This window comes from Pseudarthrobacter linnaei, assembly GCF_055412825.1.
This window is the reverse complement of sequence record NZ_JBVAYX010000027.1, coordinates 1-17643: the sequence shown is the minus strand read 5'-3', so window position 1 is coordinate 17643 and position 17643 is coordinate 1. Positions and strand designations below refer to the sequence as shown.

The 17643-nt window shown below is 66.5% G+C and carries 11 protein-coding genes, 1 tRNA gene and 2 pseudogenes; 5 read left to right on the top strand and 9 right to left on the bottom strand.

The annotated features are described in order from the left end of the window. Nucleotides 1-4: 4 nt before the first annotated feature. The 8 genes from ACZYZ3_RS17040 to ACZYZ3_RS17005 all read right to left on the bottom strand — a co-directional run bounded on the left by ACZYZ3_RS17040 (nucleotide 5) and on the right by ACZYZ3_RS17005 (nucleotide 12269). The gene (locus ACZYZ3_RS17040) at nucleotides 5-772 is read right to left on the bottom strand and encodes an ABC transporter ATP-binding protein (RefSeq protein WP_463964989.1); all 768 of its coding nucleotides are present in this window, start codon (nucleotides 770-772) and stop codon (nucleotides 5-7) included. After that, complete coding sequence (locus tag ACZYZ3_RS17035) at nucleotides 769-3558, bottom strand: ABC transporter permease (RefSeq protein WP_463964988.1); 2790 nt, start codon at nucleotides 3556-3558, stop codon at nucleotides 769-771. Before ACZYZ3_RS17035 ends, ACZYZ3_RS17040 begins: the two co-directional genes overlap by 4 nt. Nucleotides 3559-3758: 200 nt before the next feature. Further along, on the bottom strand, nucleotides 3759-5354 hold the full coding sequence (gene serA / locus ACZYZ3_RS17030; RefSeq protein WP_463964987.1) for a phosphoglycerate dehydrogenase: 1596 nt from the start codon (nucleotides 5352-5354) through the stop codon (nucleotides 3759-3761). Nucleotides 5355-5477: 123 nt separating this feature from the next. Further along, complete coding sequence (ilvC, locus tag ACZYZ3_RS17025) at nucleotides 5478-6503, bottom strand: ketol-acid reductoisomerase (RefSeq protein WP_354350005.1); 1026 nt, start codon at nucleotides 6501-6503, stop codon at nucleotides 5478-5480. A gap of 108 nt (nucleotides 6504-6611) precedes the next feature. After that, nucleotides 6612-7124, bottom strand: a complete 513-nt coding sequence (ilvN, locus tag ACZYZ3_RS17020; RefSeq protein WP_463964986.1) for an acetolactate synthase small subunit — start codon at nucleotides 7122-7124, stop codon at nucleotides 6612-6614. A gap of 2 nt (nucleotides 7125-7126) precedes the next feature. Further along, on the bottom strand, nucleotides 7127-9025 hold the full coding sequence (locus ACZYZ3_RS17015) for an acetolactate synthase large subunit (protein ID WP_463964985.1): 1899 nt from the start codon (nucleotides 9023-9025) through the stop codon (nucleotides 7127-7129). A 454-nt stretch (nucleotides 9026-9479) separates the two neighbouring features. After that, nucleotides 9480-11201, bottom strand: a complete 1722-nt coding sequence (gene ilvD, locus ACZYZ3_RS17010) for a dihydroxy-acid dehydratase (protein ID WP_463964984.1) — start codon at nucleotides 11199-11201, stop codon at nucleotides 9480-9482. Between the two features lie 129 nt (nucleotides 11202-11330). After that, complete coding sequence (locus ACZYZ3_RS17005; RefSeq protein WP_463964983.1) at nucleotides 11331-12269, bottom strand: LysR family transcriptional regulator; 939 nt, start codon at nucleotides 12267-12269, stop codon at nucleotides 11331-11333. A 104-nt stretch (nucleotides 12270-12373) separates the two neighbouring features. On the opposite strand from ACZYZ3_RS17005, the gene ACZYZ3_RS17000 reads away from it, so the two are divergent. The 5 genes and pseudogenes from ACZYZ3_RS17000 to ACZYZ3_RS16980 all read left to right on the top strand — a co-directional run. Then, nucleotides 12374-13501: a sunset domain-containing protein gene (locus ACZYZ3_RS17000; protein WP_463964982.1), complete on the top strand. Its 1128-nt coding sequence runs from the start codon at nucleotides 12374-12376 to the stop codon at nucleotides 13499-13501. Between the two features lie 48 nt (nucleotides 13502-13549). Beyond that, nucleotides 13550-14722, top strand: coding sequence for a PQQ-dependent sugar dehydrogenase (locus tag ACZYZ3_RS16995; RefSeq protein WP_463964981.1), 1173 nt, complete (start codon nucleotides 13550-13552; stop codon nucleotides 14720-14722). 116 nt (nucleotides 14723-14838) lie between these two features. Continuing rightward, nucleotides 14839-14914 (top strand) — tRNA-Lys (locus ACZYZ3_RS16990). A gap of 430 nt (nucleotides 14915-15344) precedes the next feature. Continuing rightward, on the top strand, nucleotides 15345-17024 hold the full coding sequence (locus ACZYZ3_RS16985; protein ID WP_463964980.1) for a family 16 glycosylhydrolase: 1680 nt from the start codon (nucleotides 15345-15347) through the stop codon (nucleotides 17022-17024). Between the two features lie 7 nt (nucleotides 17025-17031). Further along, nucleotides 17032-17242, top strand: a pseudogene (locus ACZYZ3_RS16980) (IS1380 family transposase); the annotation flags it as partial. A gap of 175 nt (nucleotides 17243-17417) precedes the next feature. Here the strand turns inward: ACZYZ3_RS16980 and ACZYZ3_RS16975 are convergent. Then, a pseudogene (locus ACZYZ3_RS16975) lies at nucleotides 17418-17643 on the bottom strand (hypothetical protein); the annotation flags it as partial.

Here is a 17643-nt window from a genome sequence, read left to right as displayed (position 1 = left end):
TAACCTAGATCAGTTCGGTGAGGGTATCGCTCTGGCGGACAAGTTCGTGGTCATGTGAGGCCACCAGGACCGCGATTCCGTCCGAGGTGGTGTCCTTGAGGATGCTGATGATGCGGTTGGCCGAGGCCCGGTCCAGGCTGGCGGTCGGCTCGTCCACGATCAGCACCCGGGTGCCGAGGATCAGGGCCCGGGCGATCGCCACGCGCTGGCGTTCGCCGCCGGAGAGCTGGGCCGGGCGGTGGCGCATGCGCCGGCCCAGGCCGACGAGGTCCAGGAGGTCCTTGGCCATGTCGCGGCGCTTGTCCACCTCGCCGTCGGGCACGGCGGGCAGCAGCACGTTCTCGAGCGCGCTCATGCCGTCGATCAGGGCGCCGCCCTGGTCGACGTAGCCGATCAGGGCACGGCGGCGGTCGGCGATTTCGTCGTCGCCCATGGTCTCGAGCGAATCGCCCTCCCAGAACACCCGGCCCGACGTCGGCAGGGTCAGTCCGGCGCCGACCGTCAGGATGCTGGTCTTGCCTGAGCCGCTGCGGCCGGCGACGCAGTGCATCTCCCCGGCGTGCAGGGTCAGGTTGAAGTCGTCCACCACGTTGACGGCTTCGGCGCCGCCCTTGCCGCCGCCGTAATGGATGGTGATGTTGCTGAGCTCCAGGGGCGTGGCGTGGTCCGCGGCCTTCACGATCGTGTTGGCGCGCGTCTGGTGGCCACCGCGGCGGGTGCTCGCCGTCATCCGCTCGTGCGCCTCACGGTCAAGGTTCAGGTCGTTGTTCATCGGACCACTTTCGTTGCAATTGGAATCCAGCAAAGTACAGCCACGAGCCCGGCGACGGCGGCCCAGAGCGCGGCATAGGGGGCGAGGAGGAGACCGACGCCCAGGGCGCCGAGGACGCCCAGCGGCAGCGCGACCGTCCCCACCATGGCATTTTCGAAGAAACGGACCTGGCCGAGCATGTCCGGGTTCCAGCCCATGGCCTGCAGCGTGCCGAGGTACTGGCGCTTGGCCTGCAGCTCGAAACGGCCGGTGACCATCGTCAGGAGCAGGCCGACGGCCACCCCGGACAGACCGAGAATGATGCTCGGCAGCGTGATGCTGGCGGCAGCCAGCCCGCTGAGCGCGCTCGCTCCGGCGGCCCGGGGGATGTCGATCAGCAGGGCGACCATTCCGCCGACCGCTGCAGCGAAGACGCCGACGGCGACGGCCAGGGAAACGGTGTTGAACTTATTGGTACTCAGCTGCCGGTTGGCGAAGGTCAGCGGGGAGTCCACGGCGATCAGCCGTTCGTCGTGCTGCGGTTCCTGGTCCACCACGTCGCGGTGGCGCAGCTGCTGGGCGGCGAAGAAGGCCGCCCCCGCGTAGAGCACCAGCACGGCGGCCGAGACGATCGCCGTGGCCGGGTTCCAGCTGAGCAGGCTCAGGACGATCCCGGCAACGGCCAGCAGGGCCGCTCCGACACCAAACTCGGCCAGCACCCAGGACCGGATCCGTCCCTGGGTCCAGCCCATGGCGCGCAGGGTCCCGGCCTCGCTGCGGCGCTTGCGGACGTAGCTGACGGTGGAGGCGCCGGTGAGCAGGGCGGCACCGATAAGGGTCAGGAACAGCAGGGTCAGGTTGGTGCCGGTGAGCGAACCGGAGACGGCGTCCGCAGCGTCCTGGCGGACCCACGACTGCTGCACGGTGCCGAGCGGGGATTCCTTGCCGGCGTCGTCCTTGGAGTAGCCGGGGACGAAAATGCTGGCGTCCTCGCGGGCCGAGCCGGCCACCACGGTTGCCTGCAGGCCCATGTCCCGGATCTCGTTGGCGAGCTTCTCAACCTCGGGCTGCGCCTCTTTCCAGCTGCCGGGCACCTTGGCCCGGACCCGGACGGCGTCGATCACGGAGGCGTTGTCCGCGTAGCCGCGGGCAGCGGCGAGGCCGTAATAGTCGGTGATCGCGCCGGCAGACTGGCTGGCCAGGCCCGTGGCGCTCAGCGAGGGCTTGAGCTCGGTATTCTCGACGTCCTTGCCGGAGGCGTCCTTGGTCAGTGTGAACGGCGTGGGGTCATAGCCGCCCAGGGGCAGGCGGTTGACGTCGCCGGCCACGTCCTTGACCTGCCCGGCGTCGAACGTGCCGTAGACCATGGCGAGCGGCGTGGCGAGCTTCTGGCCGGTCTCGAGGTCTTCGCGGTAGGCGCGCTCATCCACGGGCTTGCGCTGTGTCTGGTCCACGGGGGCGCCGTTGGCGGTTTTCTCCGGGAGGCGGTTCACGGTGACCCAGTCGCCGGGGATGGCGCTCTTGTCCACGGCGCCGTTGCCGGCGGTCTCGCCGTCCTGGTATTTCGGGGCGGAGGCGAAGTCGGTGCTCCAGGTCGCGGGGTTGTAGAGGCCCTGGCTGAAGCCTCCGGTGTCCCCGAGCAGCTGCGCCAGGTCCTTGGACCCGGGCCAGGCCAGGGCGAACGGTGACTTGGAGACGAACGGCAGGTAGTCCTTGTCCAGCGAGCGGGTTACGGTCCCGACGTCCTTGACAACTTTGCCGGAACCGTCGATCTCCTCGATCTTGACCGAGTACTCGAGGTCCAGGGTGGTGCCGGAGCGGACAATCAGCGGGATCGCCTGGGAGTTTTCGGTCAGCTGGCCGTCGCGCTTGGCCTGCTGGTACTGGCTCATCAGCGGGGCCCAGTACTTCAGCTTGACGCCGAGGAAATCGGGGCCTTCCTTGAGTTCGTCCATGCTGATGCCGGTGGTGAAGAGGCTTTCGAAGTGGCGGCCGATCGCGTTGGCGTTGCGGGCGTCGGCGGGCGGTGCCTTCTCCAGCGGGGCGAGGAAGTCGCCGGCGGGCCCGAGCAGGGCACGCTCCGCGACGGGGTCGACGGCGACGACGGATTCCGTCACCTGCGGTGCGAGCGGCAGGGATACGGAAAGGTTGAAGAGGCTGTGCTCGGAGCCGCCGGCCGGGGCCGGGAACTTGACGCCGGTCTCCCCCACCGGGCCCGCGATGCGGACGTTCTTGCCGCCCGCGACCTGCTCTTCAATGACCTTGGCCTTGCCGAGGGACCCTTCGGCCATGGTCTTGAACAGGGTGTGCTCGGACTGGCCGTCGGAGCTGACGGCGCTGGCGGTGAGGCGGTAGTTCTTCGGAGCGTCCGAGAGGACCGATTCCGCGGCCGGCCATTTGACCGGATCAGTGGCGCTGGGGTCCCCGGCGGTGCCGACCAGCCCGGCGTTGAAACCGAGGTAGTCGGTGGCATCCAGGCGCGGGGACTCGAGGTTCTGGGTGACGCGGGAGACGAGGCTGATGGGGGCCGCCACGGACGTGCCCGGGAGCTTGCGGAGGGACTCCAGCTGGTCGAAGCCAATTCCGCCCTGGCCGGTGGCGATGTCCGGCTGCATGAGCCCGCCGTTGTCGCCGGCCTTGGCCTGGACAAGAATGTCGTAGAGCCCGCGCGAGTTCTGGTCGACGGTCCGGTTCAGTGCGGCCTGCGACTGACCCTGCACGAGGACCGAAAGGCACATTGCCACGATCAAAATGGACGCGGTCAGCAGAAGCACTCGGCTTCTGATGAACCTCTGGACGGCGTTCATTGGGCTCCTGAAAGCTGGATTGCGTGCGCACACCGAAGTTCCATGCGGAAGTGAAGGCGTCCCCTGCCGGGTGTGCAAAAGTAAAGGCCGGGCTGCCGGCCGGATCCGAAATTCGGACCTAGCCATTGTACGCAGACCAGCCATGTGCCCGCGGACACCGGCGGCGGCCGGAGCCGCCGCCGGTGTCCACGATGAAGACCTCAGTCCTCGAGATCGACCTCGCGCACCATGTCAGCGCCGATTCCTGCCTTGATGGCGTCCAGGACCTGCTGCGGGACGGAGCTGTCGATGGTCAGCAAGGCGAGCACCTGGCCGCCCTCATCCTGCCGCGCGACCTGCATGCCGGCGATGTTGATGTTGTTCATGCCCAGGATGTGGCCGATGGTGCCGATCACGCCGGGGCGGTCCGAGTAGGCGACCACCACGAGGTGTTCGCTGATCGGGATCTCCACCTCGAAGCCGTTGATCCCGACGAGCTTCTGGACCTGCTTGGGCCCCGTGAGGGTGCCGGCGACGGAGATCTGCGTGCCGTCGCTGAGGGCGCCGCGCAGCGTCAGGACGTTGCGGTAGGACTCGGTGTCCGGCGTCGTGATCAGGCGGACGTTGATGCCGCGCTGCTCGGCGATCACGGGGGCGTTGACGTAGGAGACCTGCTCGGTCACGATGTCGGCGAAGATGCCCTTGAGCGCGGCGAGTTCGAGCACCTTGACGTCGAGGGAGGAGATTTCCCCGGCGACCTCGACGTCGAACTGGGTCAGCGAGGCGTGCGTCATGGCGGTGAAGATCCGGCCCAGCTTCTCCATCAGCGGGATGCCCGGTCGGACGTCCGGGGCGATGACGCCGCCGGCGACGTTGACCGCGTCGGGAACCAGTTCCCCAGCCAGGGCCAGGCGGACGGACTTGGCGACCGAGACACCGGCCTTTTCCTGCGCTTCATCGGTGGACGCGCCCAGGTGCGGGGTGACCACGACATTGTCGAGTTTGAAGAACGGCAGGTCGGTGCTGGGTTCCTTGACGAAGACGTCGACGCCGGCCCCGGCGATTTCGCCGGATTCCAGCGCGGCGTAGAGCGCCTCCTCGTCGACGAGGCCGCCGCGGGCGACGTTGACGACGTACGCGGTGCTCTTCATCTTCTTGAAGGACTCGGCGCCGAGCATGCCGACAGTCTCCGGCGTCTTGGGCATGTGGATGCTGATGAAGTCCGACTGCGCGAGCAATTCGTCCAGGGTCACCAGCTGCACGCCAAGCTGGGCGGCGCGGGCCGAGGTGATGTACGGATCGTAGGCGAGGATCTTCGTGTCGAAGCCCTTCAGGCGGGCGGCGACCAGGGCGCCGATCCGGCCCAGGCCGATGATGCCGATCTTCTTCTCGAAGAGTTCGATGCCGGTGTACTTGGAGCGCTTCCACTCGCCGTCCTTGAGGGCGGCGCTGGCCTGCGGGATGTGGCGGGCGAGGCTCAGGATGTGGCCGACGGTGAGTTCAGCGGCGGAGACAATGTTCGAGGTGGGGGCGTTCACCACCATGACACCGGCTCGGGTGGCGGCCTTGATGTCGACGTTGTCGAGTCCGACGCCTGCGCGGGCGATCACCTTGAGGTTCTTTGCGGCGGCGATGGCTTCGGCGTCCAGCTGGGTGGCGGAGCGGACCAGGATCGCGTCGACGTCGGCGATCGCAGAGAGCAGCTGGGAACGGTCGGCGCCGTCGGTGTGCCGGATTTCAAAGTCCGGGCCAAGGGCCTCGATCGTGGCGGGCGAAAGTTCCTCAGCGAGGAGTACTACAGGTTTGGCGCTTGTCACCGGTGACCTCTTTAGCTCTCTTGTATATCAGGTGGGGATTTTGGTGCTGGATAGAAACAGGTGCTGCATAAAAGCAGGGAAGCCGGACCCCAGTTGGCGTCCGGCTCCCCTGCCGGTCAGTGCCTAGCGGGCCACTGAGCCTTCGGTGTAGTCGTCTTCGTTCTTGATCCAGGAGAACAGCTTACGCAGTTCGCGGCCGGTGGCCTCGATCGGGTGGTCCTCGCCCTTCTTGCGCAGCGCCTTGAACTCGGGGGCTCCGGCGTCCTGGTCGTCGATGAAGCGCTTGGCGAAGGTTCCGTCCTGGATGTCCGCCAGGACAGCCTTCATGTTTTCTTTCACGTCCGGGGTGATCACGCGCGGGCCGGAGACGTAGTCGCCGTACTCTGCGGTGTCGGAGACACTCCAGCGCTGCTTGGCGATGCCGCCCTCGACCATGAGGTCAACGATGAGCTTGAGCTCGTGCAGCACCTCGAAGTAGGCCACCTCGGGCTTGTAGCCGGCTTCGGTGAGGACCTCGAAGCCGTACTGGATCAGCTGGGAGGCGCCGCCGCAGAGGACAGCCTGCTCGCCGAAGAGGTCCGTTTCGGTCTCTTCGGTGAAGGTGGTCTCGATGACGCCCGCGCGGGTGCCGCCGATGGCCTTGGCGTAGGACAGGGCCAGTTCCTTGGCCTTGCCGGACGGGTTCTGCTCGACGGCGATCAGGTCCGGCACGCCGCGGCCGGCTTCGAACTCGCGGCGGACGATGTGGCCCGGGCCCTTGGGGGCAACGAGGGCGACGTCGACGTCTGCCGGGGGCTTGATGTAGCCGTACCGGATGTTGAAGCCGTGGCCGAAGAACAGGGCATCGCCCGGCTGCAGGTTCGGGGCGATGTCCTCGGCGTACACGTGGCGCTGGACCTGGTCCGGGGTGAGGACCATGATCAGGTCCGCTTCGGCGACGGCGTCCGCGACGTTCAGGACGCGCAGGCCCTCGGCCTCGGCCTTGGCGCGGGACTTGGAGCCTTCCTTGAGGCCGACGCGGACGTCAACGCCGGAATCGCGCAGGCTGAGGGCGTGGGCGTGGCCCTGGGAGCCGTAACCGATGACGGCGACGGTGCGGCCCTGGATGATCGACAGGTCGGCGTCGTCGTCGTAGAACATTTCAGTCACTGGGGTGTCTCCTTTTGAGTGGATTCTTGGGTGGTGCTTGTCGGTGGAAAAATTTGTTTGAAGCTGCCGTGATGCTGCTGCGGGATCCGAGGCGTCCGGCGCTGCGTCCTACGCCGTGCGCAGGGCCCTGTCGCTCATGGAACGGGATCCCCGCCCAACGGCCAGGGTGCCGGACTGCACGATTTCGCGGATGCCGAACGGCTCCAGCACTGAGAGCAGGGCAGTGAGCTTATCGGGGTGGCCCGTCGCCTCAATGACCACGGACTCGGTGGAGACGTCAACCACTGATGCGCGGAACAGGTCAGCAGCCTGGGTGACCTGCAGCCGTGTTGCGGCATCTGCACGTACCTTGACCAGGATGTGGTCGCGCTGTACGGAAGATTCGGGGGTGAGCTCAACGATTTTGATCACGTTCACCAGCTTGTTCAGCTGCTTGGTGATCTGCTCGATCAGCTCACCGTCGGCGTCGACGACGACCGTCATCCGGGACATGCCCGGAAATTCCGTCGGCCCGACGGCCAGGGAGTTGATGTTGAAGGCCCGACGGGCGAAAAGGCTGGCGACGCGGGTCAGCACGCCGGGCTTGTCTTCGACCAGAACGGACAGTGTGTGGCGGGTCATGTTCAGTCCTCCTCTTCCCATTCCGGGGTCATGTTGCGGGCAACCTGGATCTGGTCGTTGCTGACCCCGGAGGGGACCATCGGCCACACCATGGAGTTGGGGCTCACGACAAAGTCGATGACAACGGGGCGGTCATTGATCTCCAGGGCCTTCTGGATGGTGGCATCGATGTCCTCGTCGCGGTCGCAGCGGAACGAGGCGCAGCCGTAGGCGTCCGCCAGCTTGACGAAGTCCGGGATCCGGACGGTGTCGTGGCCGGTGTTGAGGTCGGTGTTGGAATAGCGGCCCTCGTAGAACAGGGTCTGCCACTGCCGCACCATCCCCAGCGAGGAGTTGTTGATGATGGCGACCTTGATCGGGATCTTATTGATCGCGCACGTCGCCAGTTCCTGGTTGGTCATCTGGAAGCAGCCGTCGCCGTCGATGGCCCACACCACGCGGTCCGGATTGCCCACCTTGGCGCCCATGGCGGCCGGCACGGCGTAGCCCATGGTGCCGGCCCCGCCGGAGTTCAGCCAGGCGTGAGGGCGTTCGTACTTGATGAACTGTGAGGCCCACATCTGGTGTTGGCCCACGCCGGCGACGTAGACGCCTTCGGGGCCGGTGAGGGCACCGATGCGCTCGATCACGCGCTGCGGAGCGCTGAGGCCGTCGTCGGGTTCGGTCCAGCCCAGCGGGTAGGTCTCCTTGAGGTTGTTCAGGAACGTCCACCAGTTGGTGTAGTCCGGGGTGCCGGAGACGGCGAACACGGCGCGCAGGGCCTCGCTGAGTTCGGGAATGATTTCCTTGACCGAGCCAACGATCGGGACGTCGGCGGTGCGGTTCTTGGAGATCTCGGCCGGGTCGATGTCCGCGTGGATGACCTTGGCGTTCGGGGCGAAGGTCTTCAGGACGCCGGTCACCCGGTCATCGAAGCGGGCCCCGAGAGTGATCAGCAGGTCGGACTGCTGCAGCGCGGTCACGGCGGAGACCGTGCCGTGCATGCCCGGCATCCCGACATGCTGCGGGTGCGAGTCCGGGAAAACGCCGCGGGCCATCAGGGTAGTGACCACGGGGGCGCCGGAGAGTTCAGCGAGCTCCAGCAGTTCCGCCGAGGCGTGCGCCTTGACGACGCCGCCGCCGACATAGAGCACGGGCTTGCTGGCTGCCGCGATGAGCCGGGCGGCCTCGCGGACCTGCTTGTTGTGGCCGCGGAGCACGGGGTGGTAGCCGGGCAGGTCGATCTTGGGCGGCCAGGAGAAGGTCATCTGACCCTGCTGGGCGTCCTTGGCGACGTCGACCAGGACGGGACCCGGGCGCCCGGTCGAGGCCAGGTGGAAGGCCTCGGCCATGACGTGCGGGATGTCGTTGGGGTCGGTCACCAGGAAGGAGTGCTTCGTGATCGGCATCGTGATGCCGACAATATCCGCTTCCTGGAAAGCATCGGTGCCGATGACTCCACTGGAGACCTGGCCGGTGATGGCCACCATCGGCACGGAGTCCATGTGGGCATCCATGATGGCGGTGACGAGGTTGGTGGCACCCGGACCCGAGGTGGCGATGCAGACGCCCACCCGGCCGGTGACCATGGCGTAGCCTTGCGCGGCGTGGCCGGCTCCCTGTTCGTGACGGACCAGAATGTGGTTCATTCGGGAAGCCATCAAGGGGTCGTAGGTGGGCAGGATCGCGCCACCGGGCAAACCAAAAATATCATCCACGCCGAGTTCTTCGAGCGAGCGGACAATTGCTTGTGAACCGGTCATCACCGTCGGGGGTACGACGTTGTTCGGTCCAAGGACAGGAGAGACGGCAGCAGTGTCGACGCCGGCGTCAGCCGTGCGCTCAACGCGTTCCGAAGCCTTGTGGGCTCCAGCGGACTTAGTGGCCATCAGCGAGGGGCTGATCGGCGATCCTTTGCTCATCGGACTCTTCCTTTGTGGATCTTCGGTTGGATCTTCGGTGATCTGGGAACTGCTGGTACTGCGTGCTGCCGGTGAACCGGCGATGCGGAAATAAAAAAACCCCTCAGCCTGGCGGCTCTTCGAGGGGTTGCGCGTGACGGTTCGTTACCAGTCGGGCTATGGAGCCACGCGCTTGGTAAGGACGACGGAGACACCTGCAGTGGCGCCGGCGGTTACGAATGCGGTCATGCGTTCAGTTTTCCCTCTTAGTGAGACGCGTGTCAACGAGCCTGCGCCCTGTCTCACTATCTGGACTTCATTGTCCACAGTCTGGGACCCCGGTCTTGCCCGTGGCGACCCAGCAACCTTCGGCGGCAGGCGGGAGTCCCCTACCCCAAATGCACGGCGCGGGCGCCATCCATGTGGGGCCCCTCGGGGCCTCCCTGATTAAGCCCGGTCCCCCAGGCTTGGAGAATCACCCGCAATATGCGCCGGTGGAGGCGCTGTGGACGAGCTTGGCGTACTTGGCAAGCACACCCTTGGTGAACTTGGCCGGGAGCGGCTCCCAGCCGACCTTGCGGGCATCGAGCTCCGCCTCGTCCACCAGAAGGTCGAAGCTGCGCGCGGCAATGTCCACGCGGATCCGGTCGCCGTCCCGGACGAAGGCGATGGGGCCGCCGTCGGCTGCTTCCGGGGCGACGTGGCCGATGCACAGGCCCGTGGTGCCGCCGGAGAAGCGGCCGTCGGTCAGCAGCAGCACGTCCTTGCCCAGGCCCGCACCCTTGATGGCGCCGGTGATGGCGAGCATTTCACGCATGCCCGGTCCGCCCTTGGGGCCCTCGTAGCGGATGACGACGACGTCGCCGGCCTTGATCTGGCCCTTGTCGAGCGCATCCAGGGCACCCTGCTCGCGTTCAAAAACGCGGGCGGTGCCCTCGAAGACGTCGGCGTCGAAGCCGGCACTCTTCACCACGGCACCCTCGGGAGCCATCGTGCCGTGCAAAATAGTGATGCCGCCGGTTTTATGGATCGGATTGTCCATGGCACGCAGGATTTTGCCATCCAGGTCCGGCGGGTTGATCGCCGCGAGGTTCTCCGCGACGGTCTTGCCCGTGACGGTGAGGCAGTCCCCGTGCAGCAGGCCGGCGTCGAGCAGCGCCCGCATGATGACCGGGACGCCGCCGATCTTGTCGACGTCGGTCATGACGTAGCGGCCGAACGGCTTCAGGTCGCCCAGGTGCGGGATCCTGTCGCCGATGCGGTTGAAGTCATCCAGGGTCAGCTCGACCTCGGCCTCGCGGGCGATGGCGAGCAGGTGCAGCACGGCGTTGGTGGAGCCGCCGAAGGCCATGGTCACGGCGATCGCGTTTTCGAACGCCTTCTTGGTCATGATGTCGCGGGCGGTGATGCCCTTGCGCAGGAGGTTGACCACCGCTTCACCGGACTTGCGGGCAAACTCGTCGCGGCGGCGATCGGCCGAGGGCGGCGCGGCCGAGCCGGGGAGGGACATGCCCATCGCTTCGCCGATGCAGGCCATGGTGTTGGCGGTGTACATGCCGCCGCAGGCGCCTTCGCCCGGGCAGATCGCCTTTTCGATGCGCGTCAGGTCTTCGAGGCTCATCTTGCCGGCGGCACAGGCGCCCACGGCTTCGAAGGCGTCAATGAGGGTGACCTCCTTTTCGGAGCCGTCCTCCAGCTTGACCCAGCCGGGCATGATGGAGCCGGCATAGAGAAAGACGGCTGCGAGGTCCAGGCGGGCGGCGGCCATGAGCATGCCGGGCAGGGACTTGTCGCAGCCGGCCAGCAGGACGGAGCCGTCGATGCGTTCGGCCTGCATGACGGTTTCCACGGAGTCGGCGATGACCTCGCGGGACACCAGCGAGAAGTGCATGCCCTCGTGCCCCATGGAGATGCCGTCCGAGACGGAGATGGTGCCGAACTGCATCGGGAACCCGCCGCCGGCGTGCACGCCTTCCTTGGCGCCCTGGGCAAGCCGGTTCAGGGAGAGGTTGCAGGGAGTGATTTCATTCCAGGAGCTGGCCACACCAATCTGCGGTTTGGCGAAGTCATCGTCGCCCATGCCGACCGCACGGAACATCCCGCGCGCGGGCGCGGCGTGGATTCCGTCGGTAACGACCCGGCTGCGGGGCTTGATGTCCGGTTTTGTCTCTATCGTTGGTTGGGTGTCCTCACTCATGGCTCAAAGTCTAGGGCTCCGTTGCGGGGCCCAACGACCCGGAAGTGAGCATTAAGCGTAAAACCGGGAATGTTTCGCCCAAATAGTGGACTTCCGTCTCACCTGATGGACGCATGGCCGCGACGCGGCTCAATTGAGGTGAGCGGCGTCACGCAGTTCCGGTGCTTCAGCGACCGACTGCGCTTCGGCTTTGAGCAGGGTGAGCACCTGCTGGATGGTGGTCCGGGCCGCCACGTCGGGACGAGCGAGCGCGACGATGCTGCGGCTGGCCCTGACCCCGGACAGCGGGCGCAGCACGAAGCCGCGGCCCTGGTTTTTCAGGGCCGTGTAGCGCGGCAGCAGACTAAGCCCGTGCCCCGCGCTGACCAGGGCCTCGAGGACCCGCAGGTCGGGGAATGTCTGGGCCCGGACCGCCGGGGAGTCGGCCTGCACCTCGATCTGGCGGAGCACCGTGTCGAAAGGGAACCCCTCAGGAACTCCCATCCACGGGAAGCCGATGACATCTTCGGCCCGCAGCGTCGACTTTCCCGCGAGCGCATGGCCCTCGGGGATGGCGACGTCGAGCGGCTCGTCGAGGAGCGGCACGACCGTCAGTCCCAGCCGGGCAAAAACGTCGGGCCCGTCGACGCTGTGTGCCAGCACGATGTCATAGTCGGACGTCAGGCCTGCGAATCCAGCCACGTTGGGGTCCTCGAAATGCGCCTGGAAGCGGAGGCCATCGATGGATTTGACGCGGTGCAGAAGGCCGGGGAGGAACATCTCGGCGGCGCTCGGGAAGAACGCGGCCTTGACATGGGTCTGCCAGCCGCGCCGGTAGGTATCAATGGTGGCCTCGGCGCGGGCCATGGCGGTGGAAACCTCCGCAGCCGCCCCCGCCATCGCGAGTCCGGCCTCGGTGAGTCGCACCCCCCGGCCCGACTTCTCCACGAGGACGACCCCCAGCTCCTCCTGCAGGGTCTTAAGCTGCTGCGAGACGGCGGAGGGCGTCACGTTCATGGCCTCCGCCGTGGCGCCGACTGTGCCGCGGTCAGCGAGCTCGCGGAGAATACGCAGCCTCTTGAAATCCATGAAATGAGGCTACAGGGCGGCGACAGGGAGGCTGGACAGCCCCCTTCGGGCGGACGTACGGTCAAGCGACGGCAACCTTGCCTCATGGACAGAAAGGCTCTGCTATGGATTGGATCATCTGGCTCGTCGTCATCGTGGCGATTGTCGCCATCGTCTGGTGGCTGCTTAACCGCAACAGCTCCCGCAGCAGCTCCGGCTCTGCGAAAAGCGGGGCCGCCGCCACCCGCGATTCCGCACCTCCCCACCTGCACGACGTCGACCATGACGCCTCCCACCGCGGCGCCCTTTCCGGTGGCGGTTCCGCCGCTTCCGCGTCGGCAGCCGGCCTTGCCTGGATGCCCACGGCGGCCGGCTTCAGCCAGGCCGACCCCGAAGCCGGACCGGAACCCGAGCCCGATGCCAGCGCGACCGCCGAGGATGCAGCGGCCGCCGAGGCGCACGCGAAGCGACGGGCGGCGGCGATGGAAGCGGGCGCTGCCAAGGCGGGCGCTGAGCAGCCGGGCGCTGAGCAGGCGGGCGCCGAGGTGGAGCCGGGCGCCGAGGTGGAGCCGGGCGCCGGTGCTGCGCCGACACCCGCCGGTAAAGCGGCCCGGGCCGAAAGTTCGCCGACAGAAGGCACTGAATGGGAAACCCAGTGGTCCGAGACCCCGCCGGCAGAACAGCATGCCGCCGTTCACCCGGCAGCCGGCCACCACGAGCCCGTCCAGGGCACCGGCCCCGGTGCCCACGTCACGGAAGCCTCCGCGGCAGCAGCAGGCGTCCCAGTGCACCACCCTGAGTACACCGAGCCCCACGCGCCCACCCTCCCCGGCGCCGAATCCGCCGCCGCGGAGACTGAGGCGGAGGCTGGCTTGGCCACGAAACCCGAGCGCGGGGCTTCCGTGTCCGTCCCGCCGCCGCTGCACGAGCAAGCCCCGGCTGCCCCCGGCCCTGCCCAGGCTGAGACCCGGCAGGCAGCCATGTCCTCGGCGGCGTCCGAGACGGCTGTGGGCCACACCGCCGAACCCGCCGGACATCTCGCCGTCGACCAGCCGTATGGCGAGGGATCGGCAGCACCGGCGCCGGACGGGAGCGGGCCCGAGGGCTTCGCGGTCAAGGGCATCGCCTCCTCGATGGTCTACCACGACGAGACCAGCCCGGCCTTCGAGGAAACCCGTGCCGAGGTCTGGTTCCTGTCCGCGGCGCATGCCGAGGCGGCGGGTTTCCGGCCGCCGCGGCGGACGCGGCAGTAGCCCGGTGAAGAGGCTGCCGGGGACCGGGGAACGGGTCCCGGGACGCCGATGATAGGGACGAGGGCAGGGCTGTGGGCGGGCCTACCGGTCGCCGCCGCACTTCTGCTAAGCGGCTGCACCCCGGGCGACGGGGGCAGCAGCGCTGTGACTGCCACCGCTCCCCCGGCCGGCGGCGGCACCGGGTCTCCTGGCCAGACCGTGTCTCCAGGCCAGGAGGGGTCCGCCGCCGCCGGGAACCGGCCGGGTGTCGACCAGCCGACGGTCGCCGAAAAGATCGATGCCGAACTGCAGCTGCCGTGGTCCACGGTCTTCCTGCCCGACGGCACCGCCGTCATTTCCGAACGCGACAGCGCCCGGCTCCGGAGCATCGCGCCCGGTTCAGGCAGCGGACCCGCCGGCACAATTGGAAGGGTGCCCGACGTTGTGCCCGGCGGCGAAGGCGGCTTGTTGGGGCTGGCCCTGTCCCCCGACTTCGCGAGCGACCGGCATCTCTTCGCCTTCTACACCTCCGCCAGTGACAACCGGATCGCCCGTCTGCGCCTGGAGGAGCGTGCCGGAAAGTTGGAGCTGGGACCGTCAGAGGTCATCTTCTCCGGAATCCCCAAGGCCTCCACGCACAACGGCGGCCGGATCCGGTTCGGACCGGACGGCCTGCTGTACGTCGGCACCGGCGATGCGCAGCGGCGCGGGCAGCCCCAGGACGTGAACGCCCTCGGCGGCAAGATCCTGCGCGTCACACCGGAGGGCCGCCCCGCGCCGGGCAATCCGTTCGGCGACAACCCGGTGTACAGCCTGGGCCACCGCAACGTGCAGGGGCTCGCCTGGGACGGCGCCGGCCGGCTGTGGTCCAGCGAATTCGGGCCCGACGTCGACGACGAGCTGAACCTGATCGTCCCCGGCGGCAACTACGGCTGGCCGGAGGTCACGGGCGCCCCGCGCCGCGCCGGTTTCCTCGACGCGAAAGTGGTGTGGCCATCGACGGCGGAGTCCTCTCCGAGCGGGCTTGAGATCGTGGGCAACACGGCCTACCTGGGCGCGCTCCGCGGCCGGCGGCTTTGGGCCGTCCCCCTGAACGGCGAATTCGCCGGAGATCCCGTGAGCTATTTCACAACGATCTACGGGAGGATTAGGGACGTCGCGCTGGCCCCGGACGGCCGCCTCTGGGTTCTCAGCAACAACAAGAACCCTGACTTTGTGCTGGTTTTGCAGCTGCCGGAGTAGCTCCCAGGTCACCTCCCGGCCCGATTTCACAGTCCGTCCAAACTCGTGTAGAGTTTCATGTCGTTGCGGAGAACAACGCGGGAACAAAAAGACCGCGGAGAACGAAAACAACAGATGCACCTCTAGCTCAACTGGCAGAGCAATTGACTCTTAATCAATGGGTTCCGGGTTCGAGTCCCGGGGGGTGCACCACAAAAACCCCGTCTTCACTGGCCGCTGGCCATGAGGGCGGGGTTTTGTTTTGCCTGCAGATCCCGCGAAGGGATATTTCGGGCCATTGATCCCGGCCGGACCGTGAAGTGCTACGGCTAAGAATTGCAGGCTGGACCCAGGCCAACCTCGGCATCCTCTCTTGTTTCGTGGCTATTCCCCTGGTTTTGGGATCCCGGCCCGGGGGCCCGAATACTGGCGTGCGACTCCGGCTGAAGCGCCCGGGAGCGGTCAGACAGCCACCGTCGCCGCGGGCAAAGTCAACGGGCGGAAATCGACATTCCACTACAGACCAGGTCAACGAACTCGGTGCAGGTATTTAGAGGAAATGACGTGACCATGAAACGCTCCATCAATCAGAGCGTTGCTACGACCATATGACTTTGCCGAGGGAGCCATTATCATCTGACGTATGCGTAAACAGATGTTCGTCCTCGGGGTGGCGGCAATCTTCCTGGCCGGCTGCTGGGCACCTTCACCTCAGCCGGAACAAACGACGGCGGCGCCGGCTACCACCTCAGCATCAGCCACGCCGACGCCTACTACGCCAGCGACAGGCGTAGCCGCGACAGATCTGAACTGGGGCACGCCGACCGCCGGCGACGAGTTCAACTATACCGGCGCACCGGACCCCGCAAAGTGGTCCGTGTACAACAGTGTCGGGCACGCGGGCAATGGCATTCGGAGTCCCCAGCAGGTCACAGTAGACGGTTCGAAAATGGTCATGACTGGAACACCGGACGGTACGACCGCTGGAATGAGCGCGAAGTTTGCGAACCAGAAGTACGGCCGGTGGGAGATCCGCGCGGCGGGTTCGGGTGACAATGAGTACCATATGGTGGCGCTCCTGTGGCCGGATAGTAGAAATTGGCCGTGTGACGGCGAGGTTGACTACGCGGAAACGGCTGGTGACTGGAACGCCATCAAGTTCTTCCACCACTATTCATGTTCGAATTCGCAGACGGCGGCGACCAAGGTTCTGGACGTTACTCAGTTCCACAACTACGCGGTTGACTGGTCTCCGAATGGGATCGTCGGCTACGTCGATGGGGTGAAGTGGTTTGAGGACAACGACCCCGCGCACCAGCCTCCCGGTCCGATGCACCAGACGCTACAACTGGACTGGTTCCCAGACAGCACTCCTGACGGCGCCGGCGAGATGCGAGTGGATTGGGTTCGCGTCTATGCGGCAGCCGCTCCCCCGCCGCTGGCATCGAGTGAGTCGTTTGAGTTCGCCGCCACCGGAGATATGAACCCTGCGGATAACACGTCGGCCACGTCGCACAGTGGTAAGAACGCGGCTAGCATCATCGCCGGTCTCAACGACGGTTCGCTGGATAACTTCCTTGCCCTGGGCGATTTCCAGTATGACAAGGGCACCTGTTCCGCGCTCGGGGCTTACGACGAGTTGTGGGGTCCGGCTAAGGCCAAGACGTACTGGACCGCTGGCCCGAATCATGATGTTGAACCCGGCGGGAATGACGTTGACCGGTACATGGATGGGCAGTGCGTGTCCACGGAGAAGAGCGCGACGAGCTCCGATCTGGGACGGTTCCAGGACGCACTTGAATGGTATTCTTTCGACAAGGGCAACTGGCACATTCTTGTGGCGCCTACGGCCACCTGGCGTTATGACGCTACGCGGGCGCGAGCGATGACCGCGGAGATGGATGCCGACCTGAAAGCGGCAAAGGCCGCTGGAAAGCACCTGGCGGTTATCTACCATGACCCGTATTTCACGAGCGACACGTCGAGCCATAAGCGCTTCTCTAAGGCGAAGCCGTGGATTGACGTGTTCTGGACGAACCGCGTTCGTGTGTTGCTGTCCGGCTCACAGCACAATTATGAGCGGACCTGCCCGATTAACAACCAGGACGAGTGCGTTGCAGACGGGATGCAACAATTTCAGGTGTCCACTGGTGGAGTCGGCCTCCGGGCGTTCACCAACAGCCCCTCTTATGTGGAGCGGAAGTTTAGCGACACATGGGGTCACCTACGGATGAGCCTCAAGGCTGACGGCTCTTATACGTGGGAATTCCATCCCGTTTCTGGCGCAATGCAGACCGACAGCGGGTCTCGAAGCCCTGCCTAAGTACGGAAGCACTGCCGGAACCTGCCGGGGCGGCTACGGTTTCCCCGTTCGTCGCCTCCTGTGAGTACGGTGCAGGCAACGGTTCCGGGGAAATCCTCGCCGTGGTGCTGCGACCCGGCAACGCCGGAGCGAGGAGCTCCGAGGACCACATCCGCGTCTTCCACACCGCTGTGGCCCAGCTGCCCGAGAGCTTCTTCACCGACACCGGAATTCTGGCCGTGGGGAATAAGGAAGCGTCGGATCCAGCTCCCGCGGGATTCAAGCCGCTAGAGTTCGCGGTCCAGCAAGGTGCGCCGGGCCGGGGTGGAGCACGTCAGGAACACCCCGATCTGGCAGTTCTCCACCCGGCCCGCGTGCCCGAATTCTGGCGCGCGACTCCGGCTGAGGCGCCGCCTACTTGAGGAATGCGGCCTTGTCCAGGATCGGGGCCCAGCCGGGACCGCCCGAACGGCGGTTGACATAGGGGAACAGGTCATCCCGCACAGCGTCCGGGTCCCCATCGGTAATCGAGAGCAGGCGTGGCCATGCCACCTCGCGGTGCAGGAACTCGGGCAGCACTGTGCCGGGGCGCCGGGGGTCCTCGTCGGACACGCCCAGGTGGAGGTCGCTGAGGAGCCAC